The organism is Spirulina sp. CCNP1310 (assembly GCF_034932185.1).
In the GTDB taxonomy this organism is placed as follows: domain Bacteria; phylum Cyanobacteriota; class Cyanobacteriia; order Cyanobacteriales; family Spirulinaceae; genus Spirulina.
In genome coordinates, this window is sequence record NZ_JAYGHW010000003.1 from 87442 (window position 1) to 107256 (window position 19815).

A 19815-nucleotide genomic window follows, 5' to 3' on the forward strand; every position below is an offset into this window, starting at 1 on the left:
GATGGCTCAATTGACGATTAATTTACTTGAAGGCTCGGTTTCTTTTAGCTGTCCACCAGAGACGGTCTCAGCTATGCAGGGGGCGATCGCCACTCTCATGCAAGACCTCAAGGCCACCGCTATCCAAGGGACAACACCGGGACAACGGCCGCAGCCTAAACCTTCCCTCGACTATTGCTATACGGGGTCGGTGTTTTTGGAATTATTTTGCAACCCGAACATCTACCCTAGCCCCTTCGCAGCTAAGGTACTGATCACACTGCGGGACGACAAAATCCGCATCAGTGCCGAAGCGGAGCTAACCCGCTTGATTGAAGATCTCAATCAGTATGTGGAACAATTAGAGGCTGAAGCCCGTTAAACGATGTCAGGGGGGTGTTGGGTTAGTCGTTGTCCCAGGATTGGGAGCCGATCAAGTCAGCGATGCGATCGCGGAGCAAATATTCGCATTTCTCCAATTCACACTCCACGCAGACCCATTCCCGTGCCGGGATATATTGGCACAGCACATAGATGGGCTGTTGACGACTCACCACCCCTTGATCAACCAACTGACGAGCTTCGTCCTGCAACATATCAATGGAATAGTGCAAGTCCTGATTGGGGGAAACAGCGATGGAGTTGGGAGCAGTTAATGTATTTACACTCATAATTCACCTTTAAACAAGCCTGATTGTGGGTACTGCATGGTTGATTGGGCGGCGTGGCCAGAAAACTGCGGGAGTTCTCTTACCCAGACAAGCATCATTGTTTCAGTATAATGAGTTACAGATTCCTTGCCTACCGTGATAAGAATTCCAAAACACCCCATTATTCCTGATAATCTGTGTTAGCGTCTGCGCCTAGCACCTCAGGGGGTTGATCGGGTTGCCGAAAATCTCCAAAGTGCAAAAATTTCAGCCGATACATAGGAATAGTGGGTTTTACCCCACCATTTGCCTTCAAAAGAGCGGCACTTTGCGATCCCACACCTCTATAATCTCAAACCAAACGGGAAAAATTCCTGAAATATAGATTAATAGAATTTATATGAATTCTTCCCCGAACTTCTGAAAATGTAAGGAATGTGAGATTTGCTGCTTCAGCAGTATGTTAAGAACGATGTCTTGGGCTGCGGGCATCTGACCATAACTGAACACCCAAGGCAATGTGCCGTCACAATTAGCACTGAACCAATCCGCCAGATAAGGACTACCGTAAAGGGCCAGGGCCCCAAAATACTGATTCTGTAATAAACATTTAAGCTGGGCCTTGATTTCTGGGGCTAAACCCGCTGTGCCTCGGAAGGGATTGCCCCGGATAAATATCTGTAAAAGATTGTGGGGGTGAACTGGGGGGGCTGCTATTTCGAGCAGTTGGGGGGGTTCGATGATGCGGTGTTGATAGCCGAGGCTCTGGGGGAGGGCGATCGCCGGCGTTGCCAGATCCAAAAAGGGCATATTGAGCAGGTTGCCGACGATGATCATATTCAGGGGCGATCCCGATGCTTCGGGCTTGGGGGTGAAGGTTCCCCCTTGGCGGAGGGAAGCGGTGAGGATCTGCCGCAGGATTTTTTGACTGCTGGGGGTATGGAGGTGGGTGAGGCGATCGCCTACGGGTTCCCTTGGAGGCGGAATCACTTTGGCCTTAGCGGCGGCAATGCGGGCAACGGAAGCGGTGATCTGTTCTGGGGGAATGCGGCCAGCGGTGACGGCGGCCTCAATGGCGAGGATCGCTTGTTCGGGATCAGCGGGCATCAGCACAATATCGGCTCCGGCGGCCACGGCTTGCACCGCCACTTCTTCCGGACTGGCCCAATGGGCAATTCCCCCCATCACCAAGGCATCCGTAACAATCAACCCCTCAAACCCTAGATTTTGCCGCAGTTGCCCAGTGAGGATCGGTTGTGAGAGCGTGGCGGGGGCGGCATCATCCCAGGCGGGGATCATTAAATGGCCAGACATCACCCCATCGACCCCGGCAGCAATGGCGGCGGCAAAGGGGGGAATTTCAACGGTGGAGAGGCGATCGCCCCCGTGGGGAATTTCCGGCAATGCTAAATGGGAATCGACGCTGGTATCGCCATGGCCGGGGAAATGTTTAGCACAGGTGAGGACGGGGTGACGGTGGCAACCTTCAATGAAGGCGGCGGCTAAACGGCTGACGGTGGCGGCATCTTCCCCAAAGGCCCGCACATTAATCACCGGATTTTCAGGATTATTATTGACATCCACCACAGGAGCGAGGATCCAATTTAACCCCAAGGCTAGGGATTCTTGGGCGGTAATTTCCCCCATTTGCCGGGCGTATTCTTCGCCTTCAGATTGGTTGGCAATAGCCTGCAAAGCCATCGGCGGCGGTAATTCCGTCGCACCGGGAAACCGTTGCCCCACCCCTTCTTCAATATCAGCGGCGATCAGCAGGGGCGTGGTTGCCCAACTTTGCAGTTGAGCGGTACGCAGGGCCAACTCTGCCACCGTCCCACCCAGTAAAATCACCCCCCCCACATTCCACTCGCTAATCCAACGGTGGAGTTTGGCTTGGGGGGCTTCCCATTGGGGGTAGCGGATTTGGTGATCTAACAGGTGGCCAGAGGCTCGCACGACGATCATTTGGCCGATTTGCGATCGCAGGGAAGGGGAGGTCATAGGGTGGAAAGGGGGGAGTGAGGAGTGAGGAGTGAGGAGTGAGAAGTGAGGAGTGAGGAGGAATTAACTGAACTCTTTTCTCTCTGCTCTATTCTCTCTTCTCCCCAAAGATCGGTTATTCCTCTTCCTCACCGAGGGGCCGGTCTTGGTTTAACTGGGTGAGGAGGGTGAGGACGCGATCGCCCCGTTCAATGGAGCGGTCTTCGAGAAAAATCACTTCCGGCGTGCGGCGTAGGCGTACCCGTTGCCCCAACTCCCGGCGGACAAACCCCGATGAAGAAGCTAAACCCTCCATGGTTTCCGCTCTGGCTTCATCACTGCCATAGATACTGACAAAAATTTTGGCGTGTTGGAGATCCCCCGATACAACCACATCGGTAACGCTGACCATCCCTGCTCCGACGCGATCATCTTTGATCTCGTGACAGAGTAGTTGGCTCACTTCCCGTTTAATCAGGGCAGAAACGCGGGATACGCGGCGACTGGTGGCCATAGTGACTCCTTTAAATAAAACAATTCAGCAAATTTTGATGATCAAACCGAGGACTAAAGTCCTGACGACAAACCTTTGTCGTTACGACAACCTTTAGCCAGTCTCAAACCGTGAAGCCCAGCATTGCCCGGAGTGTAAAGAAAATAAATCCGGTTAGGCCCACAAGAATGCCGATCAGGGCTGTGAGCCGCAGGGGACTGTTAAACATCGGCTGCACCCACTGGAAGAGGGCGAAAAACACCCCCAGGGTAAAGGTAATAAAGTAACGGCAATACCGTAGGACGTTATTAAAAAATTCTTCCATGGTGGCGATCGCGCTAAAATCTCACCTTTAACCATAGCCTGTTCCCGACCGGGTGCGATCGCCCCTAGGCGGAATTCCTCCAGTTGATTGGGGATAAAACTCAAGCTAGGATGCAGTGGCCCTCAGGGCGGGCAGATGGTCGCCCCAAGGGTTTCATGCTCACAAACAAAGGAAAACAAGGGTGGACGATTTAATTTGGTTAGGTGTGGGGGGATTGGTGTCGGGCTTGTTGGCGGGGCTATTGGGCATTGGCGGCGGGACGGTGTTAGTTCCCTTAATGGTGGCCTTGAATATTGGCTATGACCAAGCCGTGGCCACCAGTAGTTTAGCCATTGTGATGACCTCCTGTTCGGGAACGGTACAAAATTGGCGGATGGGGTTATTGGATTGGCGGCGGGTGATGTTTTTGGGCTTGCCAGCGATCGCCACCGCCCCTTTAGGGCCGCTGATTATTCAACAATTGCCCACCTATATTAAAGAAGCCGCCTTTGGACTGTTGCTGATCCTGACCATCTTTTTAGTCACATTACGCAAACGCCTGATCGCCCGTCAAGCGGCCCAGGATTCCCCCACCACCTCAGCGGCGATCAATCCCATCGTGGCCCGCTTGGGAACCGGAGCAGCGGCGGGGCTGTTAGCGGGGGTGTTTGGCGTAGGGGGCGGTGTGATCATGGTTCCTCTGCAAATGCTATTGCTCCAGGAACCGATTAAGCTGGCCATTCAAACCAGCTTAGGCGTGATCGTGATTACCTCCATTGCTGCCGCTGGCAGCCATGCCCTGCAAGGAAATGTGCTTTGGTTATCGGGGCTAATTTTAGGCATCGGCGGCCTCTTGGGGGCGCAAGTCAGCACCCGCTACCTCCCCAAACTCCCTGATGCTGTCGTTAATCTCCTCTTTCGGAGTCTCTTGGCGATCTTAGCCCTCTATTTCTTTGGCCGAGCCATGGGCAGTTTTCCGGGTTAAACCCAAATCATCACATCCGCCTCGTAGGGGCGAAAAATCTTTGTACCTCCGGCAGGCTTACGCCAACGCCCCCACACCGATCAATTCGCCCCCACGCCCATCAATTGGACAACGGAATTTCCTATGATTCGATCAGTCTTAATCTCCATTCCCCCAGTACCATGAGCGATCCCATTCCCTACCACGTCGGCCAAACCGTCACCCTCAGCCAACGCCCCCCCTATTTAAAAACCGCTGACCCCATGCCCATGCTCCGCCCCGCTGACCTGATTGCCACGGATGAGCAGGGGACAATTTTAGAGCGGCGGCCCGGGGGTTGGGCGGTGAAATTTACGCGGGGGGTGTTCTTGATGGAGGAAAGTTATCTGGCGATCGCCCCCGATTCCCCCCCAGACAATGGCTAAACTGGCCCCCTTTGGGGAGGCGATCGCCTCAAGGGTCAAAGAATAGAGCTAACCCGTTTCCCCGGAAAAAAGTGAGATTAATCTTGGTGATTAATCTTTGCCTTTCTTAAGACTGTGGTAGTATCGGGGTAAATTTTGCACAACAACAACAGCGAAAACGCTGATGCCATCAGCCATAGGGAGATCTAAGGAGCCAAACCAGCATGAGCAAAGCAGAGCCAGCCGTGACCACGCCGCGATCTCCCCAGCGACCGATTCGGATTGGGGTCGTGGGCGTTGGCAATATGGGACAACACCACACCCGCGTTTTAAGTCTCCTCAAAGGCGTGCAATTGGTGGGTATTTCTGATGTGAATGTGGAGCGGGGCCTCGATACTGCCAGCAAGTACCGCGTCCGCTTTTTTGAAAGCTATCAAGACCTCCTCCCCCACGTTGATGCCGTTTGCATCGCCGTCCCCACCCGGCTCCACCATCAAGTGGGGATGGATTGCCTCAGTGCCGGGGTTCACGTCTTGGTGGAAAAACCGATCGCCGCTAGCATCACCGAAGCCGAATCCCTCGTCAACACCGCCGCCGAATCCAATTGCATCCTCCAAGTGGGGCATATTGAGCGCTTTAACCCCGCCTTTCAGGAACTCAGTAAAGTCCTCGCCACCGAAGAACTCCTTGCCCTCGAAGCCCACCGCATGAGTCCCTACGCTAACCGGGCGAATGATGTCTCGGTGGTGTTGGATTTGATGATCCACGATATTGATCTGTTGCTGGAGTTGGCCAATTCTTCCGTCGTGAAAGTTACCGCCAGTGGCAGCCGCGCCTCGGATTCTGGTTATTTGGACTATGTGACGGCCACGTTAGGGTTTGCTAACGGTATTGTGGCGACGTTAACGGCGAGCAAAGTCACCCATCGCAAAATTCGTAGTATTGCCGCCCATTGCAAGAATTCCCTCACGGAAGCGGATTTCCTCAATAATGAAATCCTGATTCATCGCCAAACTACCGCAAATTGCATGACGGATTACGGCCAAGTGCTTTACCGTCAGGATGGCCTGATCGAGAAGGTTTACACCAGTAATATTGAACCCCTCCACGCCGAATTAGAGCATTTTGTCAATTGTGTACGGGGAGGAGAGCAGCCCTCGGTGGGGGGTGAGCAGGCCCTCAAGGCGTTGCGTCTGGCCAGTGCCATTGAAAAGATGGCCCTAGATGGCCAAGCCTGGCATCAGGAAGATTGGCCCCTAGGTCAGCCTTTGAATCAAAATGTGATGGCCTTCAATGGGTAGGGGCGTTTGCGTAAGCCTGCCGGAGGCACAAAATTTTTTCGCCCCCCTGTTGCGATGCGGTACAGAGATCCCCCTCAATCCCCCTTAAAAAGGGGGAGTTAGAGTTCTCATCAGTCGCGAAAACGCTATAGATTCGCCATTACGATGCGGGCTGCTGCGAGGGTTTGGTCAATTTCCCCGTCGGTGTGAGCCAAGGACATGAACCCCGCCTCAAACTGGGAAGGGGCTAAATAAACCCCCTGCTCCAACATCCCCCGATGGAAGCGAGCGAACTTGGCGCTATCGGATTTTTTAGCATCGTCGTAATTGCGAACGGGGCCGCCTTGGAAGAAGAAGCCAAACATGCCGCTAATGCTACCGCCACAGGCGGGATGGCCGGTTTCTTGGGCGATCGCCAATAACCCATTCACTAACTTTTGGGTCATGGCTTCCAAATAGTCATAACTGCCGGGCTTTTGGAGCAACTCCAGGGTTTTAATCCCCGCCGTCATCGCCAAAGGATTCCCCGACAGCGTTCCCGCTTGGTACATCGGCCCTGATGGAGCCACCATTGCCATAATATCCTTGCGGCCACCATAGGCCCCCACCGGCAAACCACCGCCGATCACTTTCCCCAACGTCGTTAAATCCGGCGTGACCCCGAATTTCTCCTGCGCTCCACCGTAGGCAATGCGGAACCCCGTCATCACCTCATCAAACATCAACAACGCCCCATTTTCCTGGGTGATCAGGCGTAAACCCTCCAGGAAACCGGCATCGGGGGGAATAAAGCCGGAATTACCCACCACCGGCTCTAGGATCACGCCCGCAATTTGATCGGGATTTTCGGCAAACAGGGCTTTCACCGCTTCGAGATCGTTGTAGGGGGCGGTGAGGGTGGCGGCGGCGGTGGTTTTTGGCACACCGGGGGAGTCGGGTAAACCCAGGGTGGCGACCCCAGACCCGGCCTTCACCAAAAACATATCCGCATGGCCGTGGTAGCAGCCTTCAAACTTGATAATTTTTTCCCGACCCGTAAAAGCCCGCATCAGCCGCAACACCGACATACAGGCCTCTGTGCCGGAATTGACAAACCGCACCATTTCAATACTAGGCACAGCATCGATCACCATTTCCGCCAGCACGTTTTCCAACACACAGGGCGCACCAAAGCTTGTGCCTTTTACCAGGGCTTCATGGAGGGCGGCGATCACCTCTGGATGGGCATGGCCACAGATAGCCGGCCCCCAAGTCCCCACATAATCAATATATTGATTCTCATCTACATCCCAAATATGGGGGCCATGGACGCGATCGAAAACAATGGGCTGACCGCCCACGGATTTAAAGGCACGCACCGGAGAACTCACGCCACCGGGCATTAATTTCTGGGCAGCGGTAAAAATTTCTTCAGATTTAGTGGTTTTTAAATTTGATGTGGCAACCAAAATATTCTCTCCTTAATCGCAAGCTAAATGGGTGCATCCACTTCGAGGGTTCAGCTGTTGTGGGTTCATGGTACTTGGCCCTAAACCCCCCAACATTCCGAACCCAGTCTCTATCCTAATGGAATCAGACCCCAGTACTTTGGCCCATTGTTGCCTAGTTTTTGTCCGGTTCCCAATCAATTGCTTAGAATTGTGGGGAAATTCTCAATCCCAGATCACAATGACAATCAAATTCAATTCACTGTCTTTCGCTCTGGTGGCGGCAATTTCGAGTTTGGGCGCAACGCTGATGTTTAATCCTGCTGCTGTTGCCGCTGATCCCGAAACAACCCCCGTTCCCTTGGACTTGGCCCAAGCTAACGGCACATTGATGGATGTGGTGGATGGCACGGAGTCCTTGAGTACGTTGGGGACGCTGCTGCGGACGGCGGGTTTGCAGGATGTTTTGGGGGGAACAACGCCGATGACGCTGTTTGCGCCCAATAATGCGGCTTTTGATGCGTTGCCGCCGGGGGTGTTGACGGCGTTGATGAAGTCGGAGAATCGCGATCTGTTGCGGAAGGTGTTAACCTATCATGTTTTGCCCAGTGCAATGCGCTTACCGGAGGTGGCAGAAAACCGGATGCTGGAAACGGCTAGCGGCGATGTGTTGAGTATTGGCCGGAATCCGGAGGGCAATGTGATGGTGGATACGGCGAATGTGACGGGTTCTCAAAATAACCCCAGCAATGGTTATGTGCATTTCACCGATGCGGTGTTGATTCCCCCTGGGGTGGCCAGTACGTTGGCCAGTCGGGAGCAAGGGCCGATCCGGGGCTTGTGGTAAACCGTTGGTTCGATCTGCTTTGATATGATCTAGCGATGATCCCCCGTTGGGCGTGATGCTCGATGGGGGATTCTGTTCAACTCTAGATTCTGCAAATCCATGATCAATGTAACTGCTTCCTTTTGGCCGACTCCTGATCATAGCCAAGCGGCCTTTATTGCCCCCAATGCGACGGTGATCGGGGATGTGGTGTTACATCCAGGGGTGAGTGTTTGGTATGGGGCGGTGCTGCGGGGGGATGTGGAGCGGATTGAGATTGGGGCCCATAGCAATATTCAGGATGGGGCGGTACTCCATGGCGATCCGGGAGAGCCGACGGTGTTAGAGGAGTTTGTGACGGTGGGCCATCGGGCGGTGATCCATTCGGCCCATGTGGAGCGGGGGTGCTTGATTGGCATTGGCGCAATTGTCCTCAATGGGGTGCGCGTGGGGGCAGGGAGCATCATCGGGGCGGGCTGTGTGGTGACAAAAGATGTGCCGCCGCGATCGCTCATGGTGGGGATTCCCGCTAAACTAATCCGCTCCATTGACGATACCCAAGCGGCGGGATTAATTGAACACGCCCAACGCTACGAGAAGTTAGCGCGGGTTCACGCCGGAACAGGAACAGATCTAGGATTTCGCTAGCTGATCTAACAATCTGCGTAGGGGCGCAACATTTTGCCCCCTTACTTGAGTAATTCAGTGAGTTCCTGAGCCGATGTCCCCAGAATCCGGGCCAGGGTGTTCATTTCCTTATTACTAAATCCGTCGCGGATATCCCGCAGTTCATCGACGGATTTACCGAGAATCCGGGAGAGAACTTTAAGCTGATTGTCGGTGATGTCTTTGCCGCGATAAATATCCCGCAATTCCTGAGGGGAGAGACGATAGGAGTTGCAAAAAAAGACGAATTCTTTATCACTCACATCCAGTTCCTGCTGGCGATCGCGCAGTAAAAAGGCGATCGCCCTTGTGCCAAATTCCGGGCGCTTGGCATTTTCCAAATACCGCTCCATCAACCGGGTGACGTTGGCGGGGTTGCCGCCGGTCTTTTTGAGCAAATCCCGACACACCATCTGGAGGGCCTTGGTTAACGTCTCGTTATCCTCATGGAGTTGCTCATCTTCATTGAGGGTTTCCACGATCCGCGCCGCAATTTCCGGCGTACAAAACCCCACCTCTCGCTCATCGTAGATGATGGGGATATAGGCGCGGTCGGTGTCAAATTCGAGATGTAGGGGCTGGTTCGTCTGTTTCATCAATTTGATTCAAGCAGGAAAACGCTCCATTAGCCCATCGGGCCAAGGCAGAACGCAGCACTTCTCTCCACCGGAAAGGGAGGGCGTTCCTTTCAATATACTAGCTAGGGGGATGCCTGCTACGGCAGGGAAGGGGAAATTCTCCCCCAACCGGGGATCACCCCTGAGGAGCGATCGCACTCAAAAATTAACCCGGAGGATCAGGGGCGATCGCCCCTCCTCAATCCCCCAAGTTGATTCGGCCCAATGCAAGGAATGAGGGCGAAACAATGATAATCTGTAGGGTGGAAAATTTCACATCCGCTTAAAGGTTTCCCCAAGCTGGTGCAATACTTCCTTGCCCCTCAACGGGGGATAGCACGGTCAGTTAAGGCCCAAGCAATACCCGTTAAGACCCACCTAAAGACTGTATAGCAAATCTGAGCATGGTAGCCACAACAGAAACGACTAACGTAGGCAGAATTACTCAAATCATCGGCCCCGTCGTCGATGTCCAATTTCCCATCGGCAAAATGCCGCGAATTTACAACGCACTGCGGATCACCGGCCAAAATGCCGCCGGTAACACCATAGATCTCACCTGTGAAGTGCAACAACTCCTCGGTGATAACCAAGTGCGAGCCGTTGCCATGAGCAACACCGATGGCTTAGTGCGGGGCATGGAAGCTCAAGACCTTGGCGCTCCCATTTCTGTCCCTGTGGGTAAAGCCACTTTGGGCCGGATCTTTAACGTTCTCGGTCAGCCGGTGGACAACAAAGGGGATGTGAACGCAGAAAGCACCTCCCCCATTCACCGCAGCGCCCCGAAACTCACGGAACTCGACACCAAACCGACGGTTTTTGAAACCGGCATTAAGGTGATTGACCTCCTCACCCCCTACCGTCGCGGCGGCAAAATCGGCCTGTTCGGTGGTGCGGGTGTGGGTAAAACCGTGATCATGATGGAGTTGATCAACAACATCGCCATCAACCACGGTGGGGTTTCCGTCTTCGGTGGTGTGGGCGAACGCACCCGTGAAGGCAATGACCTCTACAACGAAATGATTGAATCTGGGGTAATCAACGCTGAGAACCTCAATGAATCAAAAATTGCCTTGGTCTATGGGCAAATGAATGAACCCCCTGGGGCGCGGATGCGGGTTGGCCTGTCGGCTTTGACGATGGCAGAACATTTCCGCGATGCCAACAAGCAGGATGTGCTGCTGTTCGTGGATAACATTTTCCGTTTCGTCCAAGCTGGGGCAGAAGTTTCCGCTCTCTTAGGTCGGATGCCTTCGGCTGTGGGGTATCAGCCCACTTTGGGGACGGATATGGGCGATCTGCAAGAGCGGATCACTTCCACGAAAGAAGGTTCGATCACCTCCATCCAAGCGGTGTATGTGCCTGCGGATGACTTGACCGATCCCGCTCCTGCCACCACCTTCGCCCACTTAGATGGGACGACGGTGCTTTCCCGTGGCTTGGCTTCTAAGGGGATTTATCCCGCTGTGGATCCCTTGGATTCCACTTCAACGATGCTTCAGCCGAACATTGTCGGTGATGAGCATTACAACACGGCGCGGGCGGTACAGTCCACGCTGCAACGCTATAAAGAGTTGCAAGATATTATCGCCATTCTCGGTTTAGATGAACTGTCGGAAGATGACCGTCGCATCGTGGATCGGGCGCGGAAAATTGAGCGGTTCCTCTCTCAGCCCTTCTTTGTGGCGGAAGTGTTCACCGGCTCCCCTGGAAAATATGTACCCCTCGATGAAACGATCAAGGGTTTCCAAATGATCCTGAATGGGGAATTGGATGATCTGCCGGAACAGGCCTTCTATCTGGTGGGCAACATTGACGAGGCGATCGCCAAAGCTGAAAAGCTCAAGCAAAAAGCCTAGTTCGCAATAATTCAACCCAGTCACCTTGATCATTCAGGGTGGCTGGTGCATGGCAACCTCGAATAAATAGCGATGACTTTAACTGTAAGTGTAATTGCCCCGGATAAAACCGTGTGGGAAGGGGATGCCCAAGAGGTCATTCTCCCCAGCACCACCGGCCAGATCGGGATTCTCAGCGGTCACGCGCCCCTGCTCACTGCCCTGGATATTGGGGTGATGCGGGTACGTGCTGACAAAGATTGGCAAGCGATCGCCCTGATGGGGGGATTTGCTGAAGTGGAAGAAAATCAAGTCAAGATCCTCGTCAACGGGGCCGAGCAAGGCAGTGCCATCGACCTCGAAACGGCTCGCACCAGCTACGAAGCAGCCCAAGCCGCTTTAAACGCTGTTGGTGCTGAAGACCGTCAAGGCAAAATCCAAGCCCAACAAGCCCTACGCCGGACGCGCTCCCGCTTCCAAGCCGCAGGCGGCATGGTGAAAAGCTAGGGATCCATTGCGAGCGGCATTGCCAGAGGGGGCGAAAGATTTTTCGCCCCTACATTATGGGGATCCCCCCGGCTACGCCGACCCCCTTAAAAAGGGGGTTAAGAAATAAATGAGAACCCCCCCTTAAAAAAGGGGGGGCAGGGGGGGATTCTAATTGCTGCCGGTAAAGACCACTTCCGGGAATTTTTCCTGGGCGATATTCATCGGCGTGCGCTTCCCTTCTTCTTGCCAATAGTTGATCACTTCCGTGGCTTGGTTGAGCAAGGCAATGCGCTCCGCTTCGTTAATCCAATGCTTTGACTCAAGCTCAGACTTGAGTTGCTCCCAGGCATCATTACGGGGCCAGAAGTAGTAAGGCGTGAGGGGACTCGTCCCTTTGCCTACGACTTGATCGACGGCGATCGCCACGTTAGCATCAAGCCATAGAATTTTTAATGTAAATCGCGCTGCGTCCAAGAAAACCTCCAATGTAGCGTTTTGTCTGGGATTTTTTATAAATTGACAATTTTCCTACTATAGCAGATCGAGGCTGTTCCAACAATGATGATTATTTTTGATATCGATGGCGTGATTCGTGATGTGGGCCAATCCTATCGTCGCGCCCTGGCCGATACGGTGGAGCATTACACCAACAACAACTATCGCCCCACCAACAACGATATTGACGACCTCAAAAGCGAGGGGATTTGGAATAACGACTGGGAAGCTTCCCAGGAATTGATCTATCGGTACTCTGAAGGGCAGGGGGGCGATCGCCTCAGCCTCGATCTGGACTATCCGGCCCTAGTGGACTTTTTCCAATCCCGTTACCGGGGCCAAAATTGGGATGGCTACATCACCACCGAACCGCTATTAGTCACCCCCGATTATTTCGACAGCCTCACCGCCGCCGGGATTGCCTGGGGATTTTTTAGTGGAGCTACCCGTGGTTCAGCGGAATACGTCCTCAAGCACCGCTTAGGGTTAAACGATCCCATCCTCTTTGCCATGGAAGATGGCCCCGGCAAACCCGACCCCACGGGCCTGTTTCAGGTGATGGAGATCCTCAATCCCGGTAGCAATACCCCCGTTTTTTATGCCGGGGATACTGTGGGGGATATGCAGACCGTTAACCTTGCCCGTCAGGAGAGGGAGGAGCGGCCATTTTTGGCGATCGGTATTCTCCCCCCCCATATTCAGCATGATCCCACCCGCCAAACCCAATACAGCGACAAACTCATCGCCAGCGGCGCAGCCTGCGTTCTGCCTCGCATTACCGATCTCACCCCCGCCTATTGTGAAAGCCTTTTGGGGGTATGAGGGAACGGGCGGCAGAGCCACGAGATCCATTCTCGTTACTTGGCTCTGCCAAGTAACGCTCCCCGGAGGCTCTGCCTCCATCCACGGGCGGCAGAGCCGCCTAAGCACCGTGCCACGGCAGAGCCATGGCACGAGTTATTTTTATTTTTTAAATCAATTCATCATCGACGGTTTTATCCCGTACACCCCGCACGATCCGCGACAGTTCCGACTTTTCATCCACCATGATCCGCGTCGGGGAACCACTGATCAGCCGTTCATAGTTCCGGAAGGAATCCTTAATATTCGGCCCTTCCGAATCAATACTATATTCACGAATCCCCTTATCATGCCAAGATCCTCGCATCTTGAACACATTAATCGCCCGGGACATTTCACCGCGAATCTCCACATACTGGAGCATGATAATTGAATCGGTAATCGTCGAAATATGGGACTCGGTAATAGAGTTGGATCCCATAAACTGATCGGTGGTGTTCGTAAAGAACCCAGTAATTTCTTCCTGCTTTGCGTAACCTGTCACCCCAATCACAAACTGACGAAATGCATTATTGGTTACACCCCGCGCCAAAGCCGAAAGGGAATCAATGGCAATCCGGGCGGGTTTAAACTCCTCAATTTCCGACTTGATCATCTGCAAATGATCCTCTAGACCCGCCGATTCAGGATAATTACACAACAGCTTTAAATAGCCCTTTTGCTCCATTTCCTCAAAGCTCACCCCCCAAGAACTGGCATTACGGGAAAGTTGGGCGCGGGATTCCTCATAGGCAAATAAAATCGCCCGCTCCCCTTGATTACAGCCTTCCTGTAAAAACTTGCTCACTAAGAGAGTTTTACCCGTCCCCGTTGCTCCCGTTGCTAGAATAATTGAATCCTTAAAGAAGCCACCCCCACACATCTCATCCAACTTCTTCACACCGGAAGAAATTCGCACATTTGATGAGCGTTGAGTTAAGCGCATTGCTCCCAGTGGGAAAATATTAATGCCCTTATTGGTAATCGTAAATGGATATTCCCCTTTCATGTGGGTTGTACCCCGCAACTTGAGGATTTCAATGGTGCGGCGACGGCGCTCCCCTTCTAAAACATTGCGAATAATAATCACATTATCGGAAACAAATTCCTCTACGCCAAATCGAGCGACAGGGCCATATTCTTCTACCCGTTCTGTGGTTAGAATTGAAGTCACCCCAATTTGTTTTAATCGGGCCACAAGACGGAAAATTTCCCGCCGCACCACAGAAGCCCCTTCATACTGCTGAAAAACAGCCGTAACTGAATCAATGGACACTCGTTTGGCTTTATATTTACGGATCGCGTACTGAATCCGCTCAATCAAAGCAGAAAGATCAAAATTACCAACGACTTCTTGACCTTCTGGATCAGGGGAAGCATCGAGAATAAAAAGCTTACCCGCATCGATCAATTCTTGAAGATCCCAACCGAAGCTGTAGGCATTGGTGATAATGTCATTGGGCGATTCTTCAAAGGTGACAAAAATGCCCGATTCGCCAAAATCTCTAATGCCATTATAGAGAAATTGGATGGCTAGGAGCGTTTTGCCTGTGCCTGAAGTGCCACTGACGAGCGTTGTTCGTTCAATGGGCATCCCCCCATGGCTAATTTCATCAAAACCTTCAATGAGGGTTTGCATCTTACGCACACCCACTAAAGGCTGTTGAGATGTTGATGATTCGTTGTTCTTCGATTCGTTCATTGATCCCAGCAGTATAATTGAATAATCAGGTGCTTGTACATTGTGTTTACGAGAGTGATGATCACTAGCCTAAGGTGATATCGCCATCGTCTTGAATGGGTTTAGACAGGACGGGCATCTTGCCCGAATGAGGATGTTAATCTGTTTCATCATGCATACCATTTCCCATTTTTATTCTTCATTGATTTCCTCATATAGTAGGTCTAAGCCAATCAAGACTTTCTCTCGATCTGACAAATCTCCGATGATTTTGCGCACGGGTGGTGGCAATACTTTCGAGAGGGTGGGCGTTGCTAAGATTTTATCTTCTTCCGCCAGTTGAGGATTTTTGAGAACATCAATAACCTTCAGGGCATAAACACCTTGAAAATCTTGCTCAAGGATGCTCTTAAGCGTTTTTAGAGCACGTGCTGAGTTGGGGGTATTACCCGCAACATACAGCTTGAGAACATAGGTTTTTTTCGTAGGACTCATAGATCGTAGATGGGAATGGGGTAAAATGAGCAGAAACGACCTTGAATCATTAGAGCATATTAGTCACTTCTGGAAAACACTTCAAAGGGAATGTCTTCTCTCGGAATGGAGCGACGATACATTTCGCAGAGATGGGCAATGATATCAATGAGGGCAAGGCGATAATCTAAAAGGATATCTTCGCTGCGTCCTTCTAGTTTGAGTTGCTTGGTAAACTCATCAATAAGATTCATGTGAATTTCCAGAATTTGCGAAACGGAAAGATCGGCAAAAAAGGCGCGATTGACCATTTGATCGATGAGTTGATTGAGGGGATAGTCTTGATCAAAATAGTTAAGGATGATTTCTCGATATTCAAGGCTGAGTTCATGGAGCAGGACTTGTTTGTCCTGTGGGGAAAGGTTGCGAAAAAAGTCTTGGGGGTTGCGCTTGTAGTAGATCCCCATGTAGCCCAAGCGTTCTTGGAGTTTGTCGGCGAGGCGGCGCTGCTGCACCAAGAGGAAACTGGGGGGGTCGGGGGTGGGCGATCGCACGGCTTCCGGTGTTGGGGGTAACGTGGGGGCCAGTTGCAAAAATTTGGAGATGGCGCGATCAATGGCGGTGGTAATTTGTTCGAGTTGGGGGGTGAGGAGCCATACTTCGCCCGTGTGGTAGTGGTAGGGAATGGCGGCAGCGGTAGCGTCGATGTTTTTCCCGATCGCCACATTTTGTGATTGTCGGGGTTCGATAATCACAATGGGCAATAGGGTTCCTTGGGCATAGAGGGGGTTGAGCAGTCCTAATTCCTGTTCGGTGTTTTGTAACACGAGACAGTCGATATTACCTTTGTTTTGTTCAATGAAGCTTAAGAATGGCTCTTGTTCCGTAAAGGGATAGCAGAGGTAGCGATCGCTCCCTAATCGCTCAGACAGAGACTGAACGAGGGACTCAGTTTTCGCATAAATACAGATCGACAGTTGAGCATCCAAAATAATTCAGGGGGCGATCGCAAAGGTATGGGGCAGGAGCTTGTTCAATTGACTCTAGCCTCCTACTGTAGGCCGTGAAATCCATCTTCGTAACGGATTATTGCAGAATCCTTGAGGTTTTGACATAAATCATTAAAAAAATATAAAAAAATTTACAATTGGGCGGGCGATCGCCCGGCATGGTCAAAATCAATGGGGGTTTCTCTTCCTTGGCTTCACCCTGCCGGTCGGCAGAGCCGCAGCCGCGCCTTGCCCGTACCCTCGTCAACGTCATACTCCATCGGTATTTAGGGGGAAAGACCAAATTCCCCAGGACAAACGTTTTAGGCTACAGTGGCAAACAAATCCTGCCAATCCTGCGAAGCTACCTCTGGCCGGGCCACCACTTCGAGGATTTTCGACCCCGTAACCTCATGAAACAGGGCTTCGACAGCAATCTCTCCCACTTGACGGCGGCGGATCCGTCCTTCAAAGAGGGTATCAGCCCCAGCGATCACAATGCCATCGTTATTTTCGCTATCCACTAACCCCCCCGGCCGGACGATCGTATAGTTAAGACCACTTTCTTGTAGGTATTTTTCCGCCTGCTTTTTCCAGTAGAGCACCAGCCAGAACAGGTTTAAGGGGTGGAAAAATTCTGAAACACAGAGGGAAGACACGAAAATAAACCGCTCGATGTGATGGAGTTGGGCCGCATTGACTAAATTTTTCGTGCCTTCGTAATCGACGCGGTAGGGTTCGGTGAAATCGAAAGAAGGGGTGGCTCCGGTGGCACAGAACACCACATCACAATCACTGAGGGCATTTTGCCAGGGGTTGGGCTGACAAACATCCCCGAGGATCAACTCGACGGAGCTGGGAAGAGCGGCTTCGGCCTTGGCGCGATCGCGCACCAGCCCCTTAACGGCAATTCCCTTTGCCGTTAAAACTTCAACAATCTGGCGACCTGTGCGACCTGTGGCACCAGCAACAAATGCTTTCATCGGGTGATTCTCCCTACAGTTGCAAACTGAAATTAACGATTAGGATTAAACAAGCAAGCAGTTCGGCACATCAGATATCCCATGCAGTCCCATTATCCAGAGCCACCGAGTAAACCCGCTAAAGATTTCTCCCGTGCTGTGGAGGAACAAATAGCCAAACAGGTAGAAGTGGAGGAGGAAAGTGATGAAATGATCGCCTTTGCTTTTACCACCGCCTTTCGCGGCGGTATGGATATGTACAGCGATCCCAATACGGTAGCGGATTATCTCAATGCCCATGAGGGTTGGTTTCGCCGCTGTGCCGAGCCGATGACGGCGGAACCCCTGGGGGAAAATGGCTATGTGCTGACCATTGGGCATTTTGGGGCTTTTGGCTATGAGGTGGAGCCGAAAATGGGGGTAGTGTTGGCTCCGCCTCAGGATGGCATTTACGATATGTACAGCGTTGCAGTACCGGATTATGACCCCCCCGGTTATGCGGTGGATTATCGGGCGATTATGACCCTAGCGGCGGTGGAGCCGCCGGGATTGCCTTGGCCGGTGGATCCTGCCATTGCCTCGTTACTTACCAAGGTGGAATGGCATCTTTCCCTCAAAGTGATGATTGATTTTCCCACCTTTATTCATAAGTTACCCCAGGATTTGATCCAAAAGACGGGCGATCGCCTCCTCACCCAAATTGTCCGGCAAATTTCCCCCCGGCTCACCTACACGGTGCAGAAGGATTTCCACGATCGCCTCGGGCTACCGTTACCCCCGAAGCGATCGCGCCAACTGATCCACACCCATCCAGCAACGCCAGAACCGGCTTAGAAGTTGCTTAAAATCCGGTTAACGATATCCATGCCGGTGATCGCCTGCCAACCGAATAGCCCTAAAAGGATCATGTTCAGGGAAATATGGGTGGCGCGGGCGATGGCGTTGCCCTTTTGCATGAAGGGAACGAGGGCGGCGGCGATGGCAATCATGGCGGTCATTCCCAGCCCAACGAGCAAATGGGGGCCGACAAATAACTTGCCATTATTGATATAAGTCACCGCCATGCCGCCAACGCTGCCAGAAACCATCAACCCTAAGAGAATCGCACCAATGCGATAATGGCGATTGGCGAAGTTTTTGCCCACCAGTTCCTTGCGGGCTTCTTTGTCAGCCTTACGGGTTTTCCGGCTTTGGGAGCCGAGGTAGAAGGCATAAACCGACAGCCCCAAGAGCGCCCACATCATGAGCGGGTGGAAAAATTGGGAATAGACTTTCACAGATTCCGGAAGTTCAAAGCTCATAACTGTGCCTTATCAAAGCTAAAAATATTGCAAACTTAACTTAACATTTTCTTGCCCTATGGATCATCTGGAGCATGAGGCGATCGCCCAATACCTCGACCACATCGGCGGGAAGTTGTATCGTTGAGAAAAATCCCCTGGCCTTTGGGGTGGGGGAATTCGTCAACCCGCGATCGCCATGTTTAATTCTGTCCAATTGGTTTCGATGCGGCTCCACCATTTCATCGGCAGTTGGCTCCATCCCGATGCTGTGGTGATTGATTTGGGGGCAAACCGGGGCTACTTTGCCCAAGAGGTGAATGCCGCCTATGGTTGTACCTGCTACGCCCTGGAAGCAATGCCGGATCTCTACAGGGCTATTCCTCCAACGGAGAAGATTCGCCCTTTTCACTATGCGATCGCCCCCACCAACGCGCCGATCACATTCAACGTCTCGGATCAGGAGGAATCGGGGAGTGTTCACCATTTGCCCACGGCGATGATCACGGCAACGATCACGGTTCCGGGGATTACGTTGGCGCAATTTATGGCGGATCAAGGCATTGAGCAGGTGGATCTGCTCAAGGTGGATATTGAGGGGGCAGAGATTGAGCTATTCCAAACGCTCCCTGATGAGACGCTGGGGAAAATCAAACAAATTGCGGTGGAGTTCCATGATTTTCTCGATTATTTTGAGGATCACGCCGCCATTGCTGAGATTAAAGCCCGGCTGGAGAGCCTCGGTTTTGCCTGTATTATCTATTCCCTCACCTGTCATGCGGATGTGCTGTTTATTAACCGCGCCCTCGCCCCCCTTGACCGTTGGGATTATTTCTATTTAGGGACGGTGGATAAATACCGGCGGGGGATTACCCACGGCATCCGCTGGCGGTTGGAGAAGTTGCTAGGAAGGGAGGGGGCGTGATGGAACCTGTAATGTTTGTTGATCCTACGCAGTCGGGCCGGCGAAAATTGACGGAAGGGGAGCGCGATCGCCTCCGTCAAGGCATACAAGCCCAAGCCCAGCTAGAGGGATACGATCAACTCACGGAATTGTGCCGCATTGGTGAGCCGGAGATGGCTAGCCGTCTGGCGGCTCAACATCCGGAATGGGGGTATGAGATTCAATTTGGTGTTGTGGCGATTGCTGACCCTTGATGTTTCGGGGTCTTTTTTTTCA

At 52.4% G+C, this 19815-nt stretch carries 24 protein-coding genes; 12 read left to right on the plus strand and 12 right to left on the minus strand.

The features are described 5' to 3' along the window. Position 1: 1 nt before the first annotated feature. The gene (locus VB712_RS01620) at positions 2–361 is read left to right on the plus strand and encodes a hypothetical protein (RefSeq protein ID WP_323251453.1); all 360 of its coding nucleotides are present in this window, start codon (positions 2–4) and stop codon (positions 359–361) included. A gap of 22 nt (positions 362–383) precedes the next feature. Here VB712_RS01620 and VB712_RS01625 read toward each other — a convergent pair whose 3' ends face one another. The 4 genes from VB712_RS01625 to VB712_RS01640 all read right to left on the minus strand — a co-directional run bounded on the left by VB712_RS01625 (position 384) and on the right by VB712_RS01640 (position 3424). Beyond that, positions 384–650 (minus strand): DUF4327 family protein, encoded by a 267-nt coding sequence (locus tag VB712_RS01625; RefSeq protein ID WP_323251455.1) that lies wholly within the window; start codon positions 648–650, stop codon positions 384–386. 375 nt (positions 651–1025) lie between these two features. Then, entirely contained in the window at positions 1026–2627 is a 1602-nt protein-coding gene (locus VB712_RS01630; protein WP_323251457.1) for a glycoside hydrolase family 3 N-terminal domain-containing protein, read from the minus strand. 115 nt (positions 2628–2742) lie between these two features. Beyond that, positions 2743–3120 (minus strand): 30S ribosome-binding factor RbfA, encoded by a 378-nt coding sequence (gene rbfA / locus VB712_RS01635; protein ID WP_323251459.1) that lies wholly within the window; start codon positions 3118–3120, stop codon positions 2743–2745. Between the two features lie 103 nt (positions 3121–3223). Next, a complete protein-coding gene (locus VB712_RS01640) occupies positions 3224–3424 on the minus strand; it encodes a DUF751 family protein (RefSeq protein WP_323251462.1) in 201 nt (66 codons plus the stop codon). 181 nt (positions 3425–3605) lie between these two features. Between VB712_RS01640 and VB712_RS01645 the strand changes: the two genes are divergently transcribed. From VB712_RS01645 to VB712_RS01655, 3 genes are all read left to right on the plus strand, one after another. Further along, a complete protein-coding gene (locus VB712_RS01645; RefSeq protein ID WP_323251463.1) occupies positions 3606–4388 on the plus strand; it encodes a sulfite exporter TauE/SafE family protein in 783 nt (260 codons plus the stop codon). Positions 4389–4549: 161 nt separating this feature from the next. Next, positions 4550–4792 (plus strand): DUF3148 domain-containing protein, encoded by a 243-nt coding sequence (locus VB712_RS01650; protein WP_323251465.1) that lies wholly within the window; start codon positions 4550–4552, stop codon positions 4790–4792. Positions 4793–4995: 203 nt separating this feature from the next. Further along, a complete protein-coding gene (locus VB712_RS01655) occupies positions 4996–6072 on the plus strand; it encodes a Gfo/Idh/MocA family oxidoreductase (RefSeq protein ID WP_323251467.1) in 1077 nt (358 codons plus the stop codon). 125 nt (positions 6073–6197) lie between these two features. Here VB712_RS01655 and hemL read toward each other — a convergent pair whose 3' ends face one another. Continuing rightward, a complete protein-coding gene (gene hemL / locus VB712_RS01660; protein ID WP_323251469.1) occupies positions 6198–7499 on the minus strand; it encodes a glutamate-1-semialdehyde 2,1-aminomutase in 1302 nt (433 codons plus the stop codon). Positions 7500–7719: 220 nt separating this feature from the next. Here hemL and VB712_RS01665 point away from each other — a divergent pair, with 220 nt between their 5' ends. Both VB712_RS01665 and VB712_RS01670 read left to right on the plus strand, forming a co-directional pair. Further along, positions 7720–8325, plus strand: a complete 606-nt coding sequence (locus VB712_RS01665; protein WP_323251471.1) for a fasciclin domain-containing protein — start codon at positions 7720–7722, stop codon at positions 8323–8325. A 99-nt stretch (positions 8326–8424) separates the two neighbouring features. Further along, positions 8425–8952, plus strand: a complete 528-nt coding sequence (locus VB712_RS01670) for a gamma carbonic anhydrase family protein (protein ID WP_323251473.1) — start codon at positions 8425–8427, stop codon at positions 8950–8952. 41 nt (positions 8953–8993) lie between these two features. Here VB712_RS01670 and VB712_RS01675 read toward each other — a convergent pair whose 3' ends face one another. Next, a complete protein-coding gene (locus VB712_RS01675) occupies positions 8994–9566 on the minus strand; it encodes a hypothetical protein (RefSeq protein ID WP_323251475.1) in 573 nt (190 codons plus the stop codon). 425 nt (positions 9567–9991) lie between these two features. On the opposite strand from VB712_RS01675, the gene atpD reads away from it, so the two are divergent. Further along, positions 9992–11446: a F0F1 ATP synthase subunit beta gene (gene atpD, locus VB712_RS01680; protein WP_323251477.1), complete on the plus strand. Its 1455-nt coding sequence runs from the start codon at positions 9992–9994 to the stop codon at positions 11444–11446. 72 nt (positions 11447–11518) lie between these two features. Further along, complete coding sequence (gene atpC / locus VB712_RS01685; RefSeq protein WP_323251479.1) at positions 11519–11932, plus strand: ATP synthase F1 subunit epsilon; 414 nt, start codon at positions 11519–11521, stop codon at positions 11930–11932. 150 nt (positions 11933–12082) lie between these two features. Here the strand turns inward: atpC and VB712_RS01690 are convergent, their stop codons facing one another. Continuing rightward, positions 12083–12388: a 30S ribosomal protein PSRP-3 gene (locus VB712_RS01690; protein ID WP_323251481.1), complete on the minus strand. Its 306-nt coding sequence runs from the start codon at positions 12386–12388 to the stop codon at positions 12083–12085. Between the two features lie 84 nt (positions 12389–12472). Between VB712_RS01690 and VB712_RS01695 the strand changes: the two genes are divergently transcribed. Beyond that, positions 12473–13231, plus strand: coding sequence for a TIGR01548 family HAD-type hydrolase (locus VB712_RS01695; protein ID WP_416236220.1), 759 nt, complete (start codon positions 12473–12475; stop codon positions 13229–13231). A gap of 148 nt (positions 13232–13379) precedes the next feature. Here the strand turns inward: VB712_RS01695 and kaiC are convergent, their stop codons facing one another. The 4 genes from kaiC to VB712_RS01715 all read right to left on the minus strand — a co-directional run bounded on the left by kaiC (position 13380) and on the right by VB712_RS01715 (position 17376). Beyond that, positions 13380–14951, minus strand: coding sequence for a circadian clock protein KaiC (gene kaiC / locus VB712_RS01700; protein ID WP_323251485.1), 1572 nt, complete (start codon positions 14949–14951; stop codon positions 13380–13382). A 171-nt stretch (positions 14952–15122) separates the two neighbouring features. Continuing rightward, positions 15123–15425 (minus strand): circadian clock protein KaiB, encoded by a 303-nt coding sequence (gene kaiB / locus VB712_RS01705; RefSeq protein WP_323251486.1) that lies wholly within the window; start codon positions 15423–15425, stop codon positions 15123–15125. Positions 15426–15484: 59 nt separating this feature from the next. After that, the gene (locus tag VB712_RS01710; protein ID WP_323251488.1) at positions 15485–16393 is read right to left on the minus strand and encodes a circadian clock protein KaiA; all 909 of its coding nucleotides are present in this window, start codon (positions 16391–16393) and stop codon (positions 15485–15487) included. 323 nt (positions 16394–16716) lie between these two features. Continuing rightward, positions 16717–17376: an NAD(P)H-binding protein gene (locus VB712_RS01715; RefSeq protein ID WP_323251490.1), complete on the minus strand. Its 660-nt coding sequence runs from the start codon at positions 17374–17376 to the stop codon at positions 16717–16719. Between the two features lie 81 nt (positions 17377–17457). Between VB712_RS01715 and VB712_RS01720 the strand changes: the two genes are divergently transcribed. Beyond that, positions 17458–18189, plus strand: coding sequence for a DUF1997 domain-containing protein (locus VB712_RS01720; RefSeq protein WP_323251493.1), 732 nt, complete (start codon positions 17458–17460; stop codon positions 18187–18189). On the opposite strand, the gene VB712_RS01725 is transcribed toward VB712_RS01720, so the two are convergent. Beyond that, on the minus strand, positions 18186–18656 hold the full coding sequence (locus tag VB712_RS01725) for a DUF4079 domain-containing protein (RefSeq protein WP_323251495.1): 471 nt from the start codon (positions 18654–18656) through the stop codon (positions 18186–18188). The two genes, VB712_RS01720 and VB712_RS01725, sit on opposite strands and share 4 nt — an antisense overlap. Positions 18657–18834: 178 nt before the next feature. On the opposite strand from VB712_RS01725, the gene VB712_RS01730 reads away from it, so the two are divergent. Together VB712_RS01730 and VB712_RS01735 are read left to right on the plus strand one after the other, a co-directional pair. Continuing rightward, positions 18835–19560, plus strand: coding sequence for an FkbM family methyltransferase (locus VB712_RS01730; protein ID WP_323251496.1), 726 nt, complete (start codon positions 18835–18837; stop codon positions 19558–19560). Continuing rightward, positions 19560–19793: a hypothetical protein gene (locus tag VB712_RS01735; protein WP_323251498.1), complete on the plus strand. Its 234-nt coding sequence runs from the start codon at positions 19560–19562 to the stop codon at positions 19791–19793. Before VB712_RS01730 ends, VB712_RS01735 begins: the two co-directional genes overlap by 1 nt. The last annotated feature ends 22 nt before the right edge of the window (positions 19794–19815 follow it).

Coding starts and splice junctions, on each gene's coding strand:
- rbfA (WP_323251459.1), bottom strand. CDS start 3,120: ATGGCCACCAGTCGCCGCGTATCCCGCGTTTCTGCCCTGATTAAACGG.
- VB712_RS01625 (WP_323251455.1), bottom strand. CDS start 650: ATGAGTGTAAATACATTAACTGCTCCCAACTCCATCGCTGTTTCCCCC.
- VB712_RS01670 (WP_323251473.1), top strand. CDS start 8,425: ATGATCAATGTAACTGCTTCCTTTTGGCCGACTCCTGATCATAGCCAA.
- VB712_RS01720 (WP_323251493.1), top strand. CDS start 17,458: ATGCAGTCCCATTATCCAGAGCCACCGAGTAAACCCGCTAAAGATTTC.
- VB712_RS01640 (WP_323251462.1), bottom strand. CDS start 3,424: ATGGAAGAATTTTTTAATAACGTCCTACGGTATTGCCGTTACTTTATT.
- VB712_RS01630 (WP_323251457.1), bottom strand. CDS start 2,627: ATGACCTCCCCTTCCCTGCGATCGCAAATCGGCCAAATGATCGTCGTG.
- VB712_RS01695 (WP_416236220.1), top strand. CDS start 12,473: ATGATGATTATTTTTGATATCGATGGCGTGATTCGTGATGTGGGCCAA.
- VB712_RS01725 (WP_323251495.1), bottom strand. CDS start 18,656: ATGAGCTTTGAACTTCCGGAATCTGTGAAAGTCTATTCCCAATTTTTC.
- VB712_RS01655 (WP_323251467.1), top strand. CDS start 4,996: ATGAGCAAAGCAGAGCCAGCCGTGACCACGCCGCGATCTCCCCAGCGA.
- VB712_RS01715 (WP_323251490.1), bottom strand. CDS start 17,376: ATGAAAGCATTTGTTGCTGGTGCCACAGGTCGCACAGGTCGCCAGATT.
- atpC (WP_323251479.1), top strand. CDS start 11,519: ATGACTTTAACTGTAAGTGTAATTGCCCCGGATAAAACCGTGTGGGAA.
- atpD (WP_323251477.1), top strand. CDS start 9,992: ATGGTAGCCACAACAGAAACGACTAACGTAGGCAGAATTACTCAAATC.
- VB712_RS01730 (WP_323251496.1), top strand. CDS start 18,835: ATGTTTAATTCTGTCCAATTGGTTTCGATGCGGCTCCACCATTTCATC.
- VB712_RS01620 (WP_323251453.1), top strand. CDS start 2: ATGGCTCAATTGACGATTAATTTACTTGAAGGCTCGGTTTCTTTTAGC.
- kaiB (WP_323251486.1), bottom strand. CDS start 15,425: ATGAGTCCTACGAAAAAAACCTATGTTCTCAAGCTGTATGTTGCGGGT.
- kaiC (WP_323251485.1), bottom strand. CDS start 14,951: ATGAACGAATCGAAGAACAACGAATCATCAACATCTCAACAGCCTTTA.
- VB712_RS01650 (WP_323251465.1), top strand. CDS start 4,550: ATGAGCGATCCCATTCCCTACCACGTCGGCCAAACCGTCACCCTCAGC.
- VB712_RS01675 (WP_323251475.1), bottom strand. CDS start 9,566: ATGAAACAGACGAACCAGCCCCTACATCTCGAATTTGACACCGACCGC.
- VB712_RS01735 (WP_323251498.1), top strand. CDS start 19,560: ATGGAACCTGTAATGTTTGTTGATCCTACGCAGTCGGGCCGGCGAAAA.
- VB712_RS01665 (WP_323251471.1), top strand. CDS start 7,720: ATGACAATCAAATTCAATTCACTGTCTTTCGCTCTGGTGGCGGCAATT.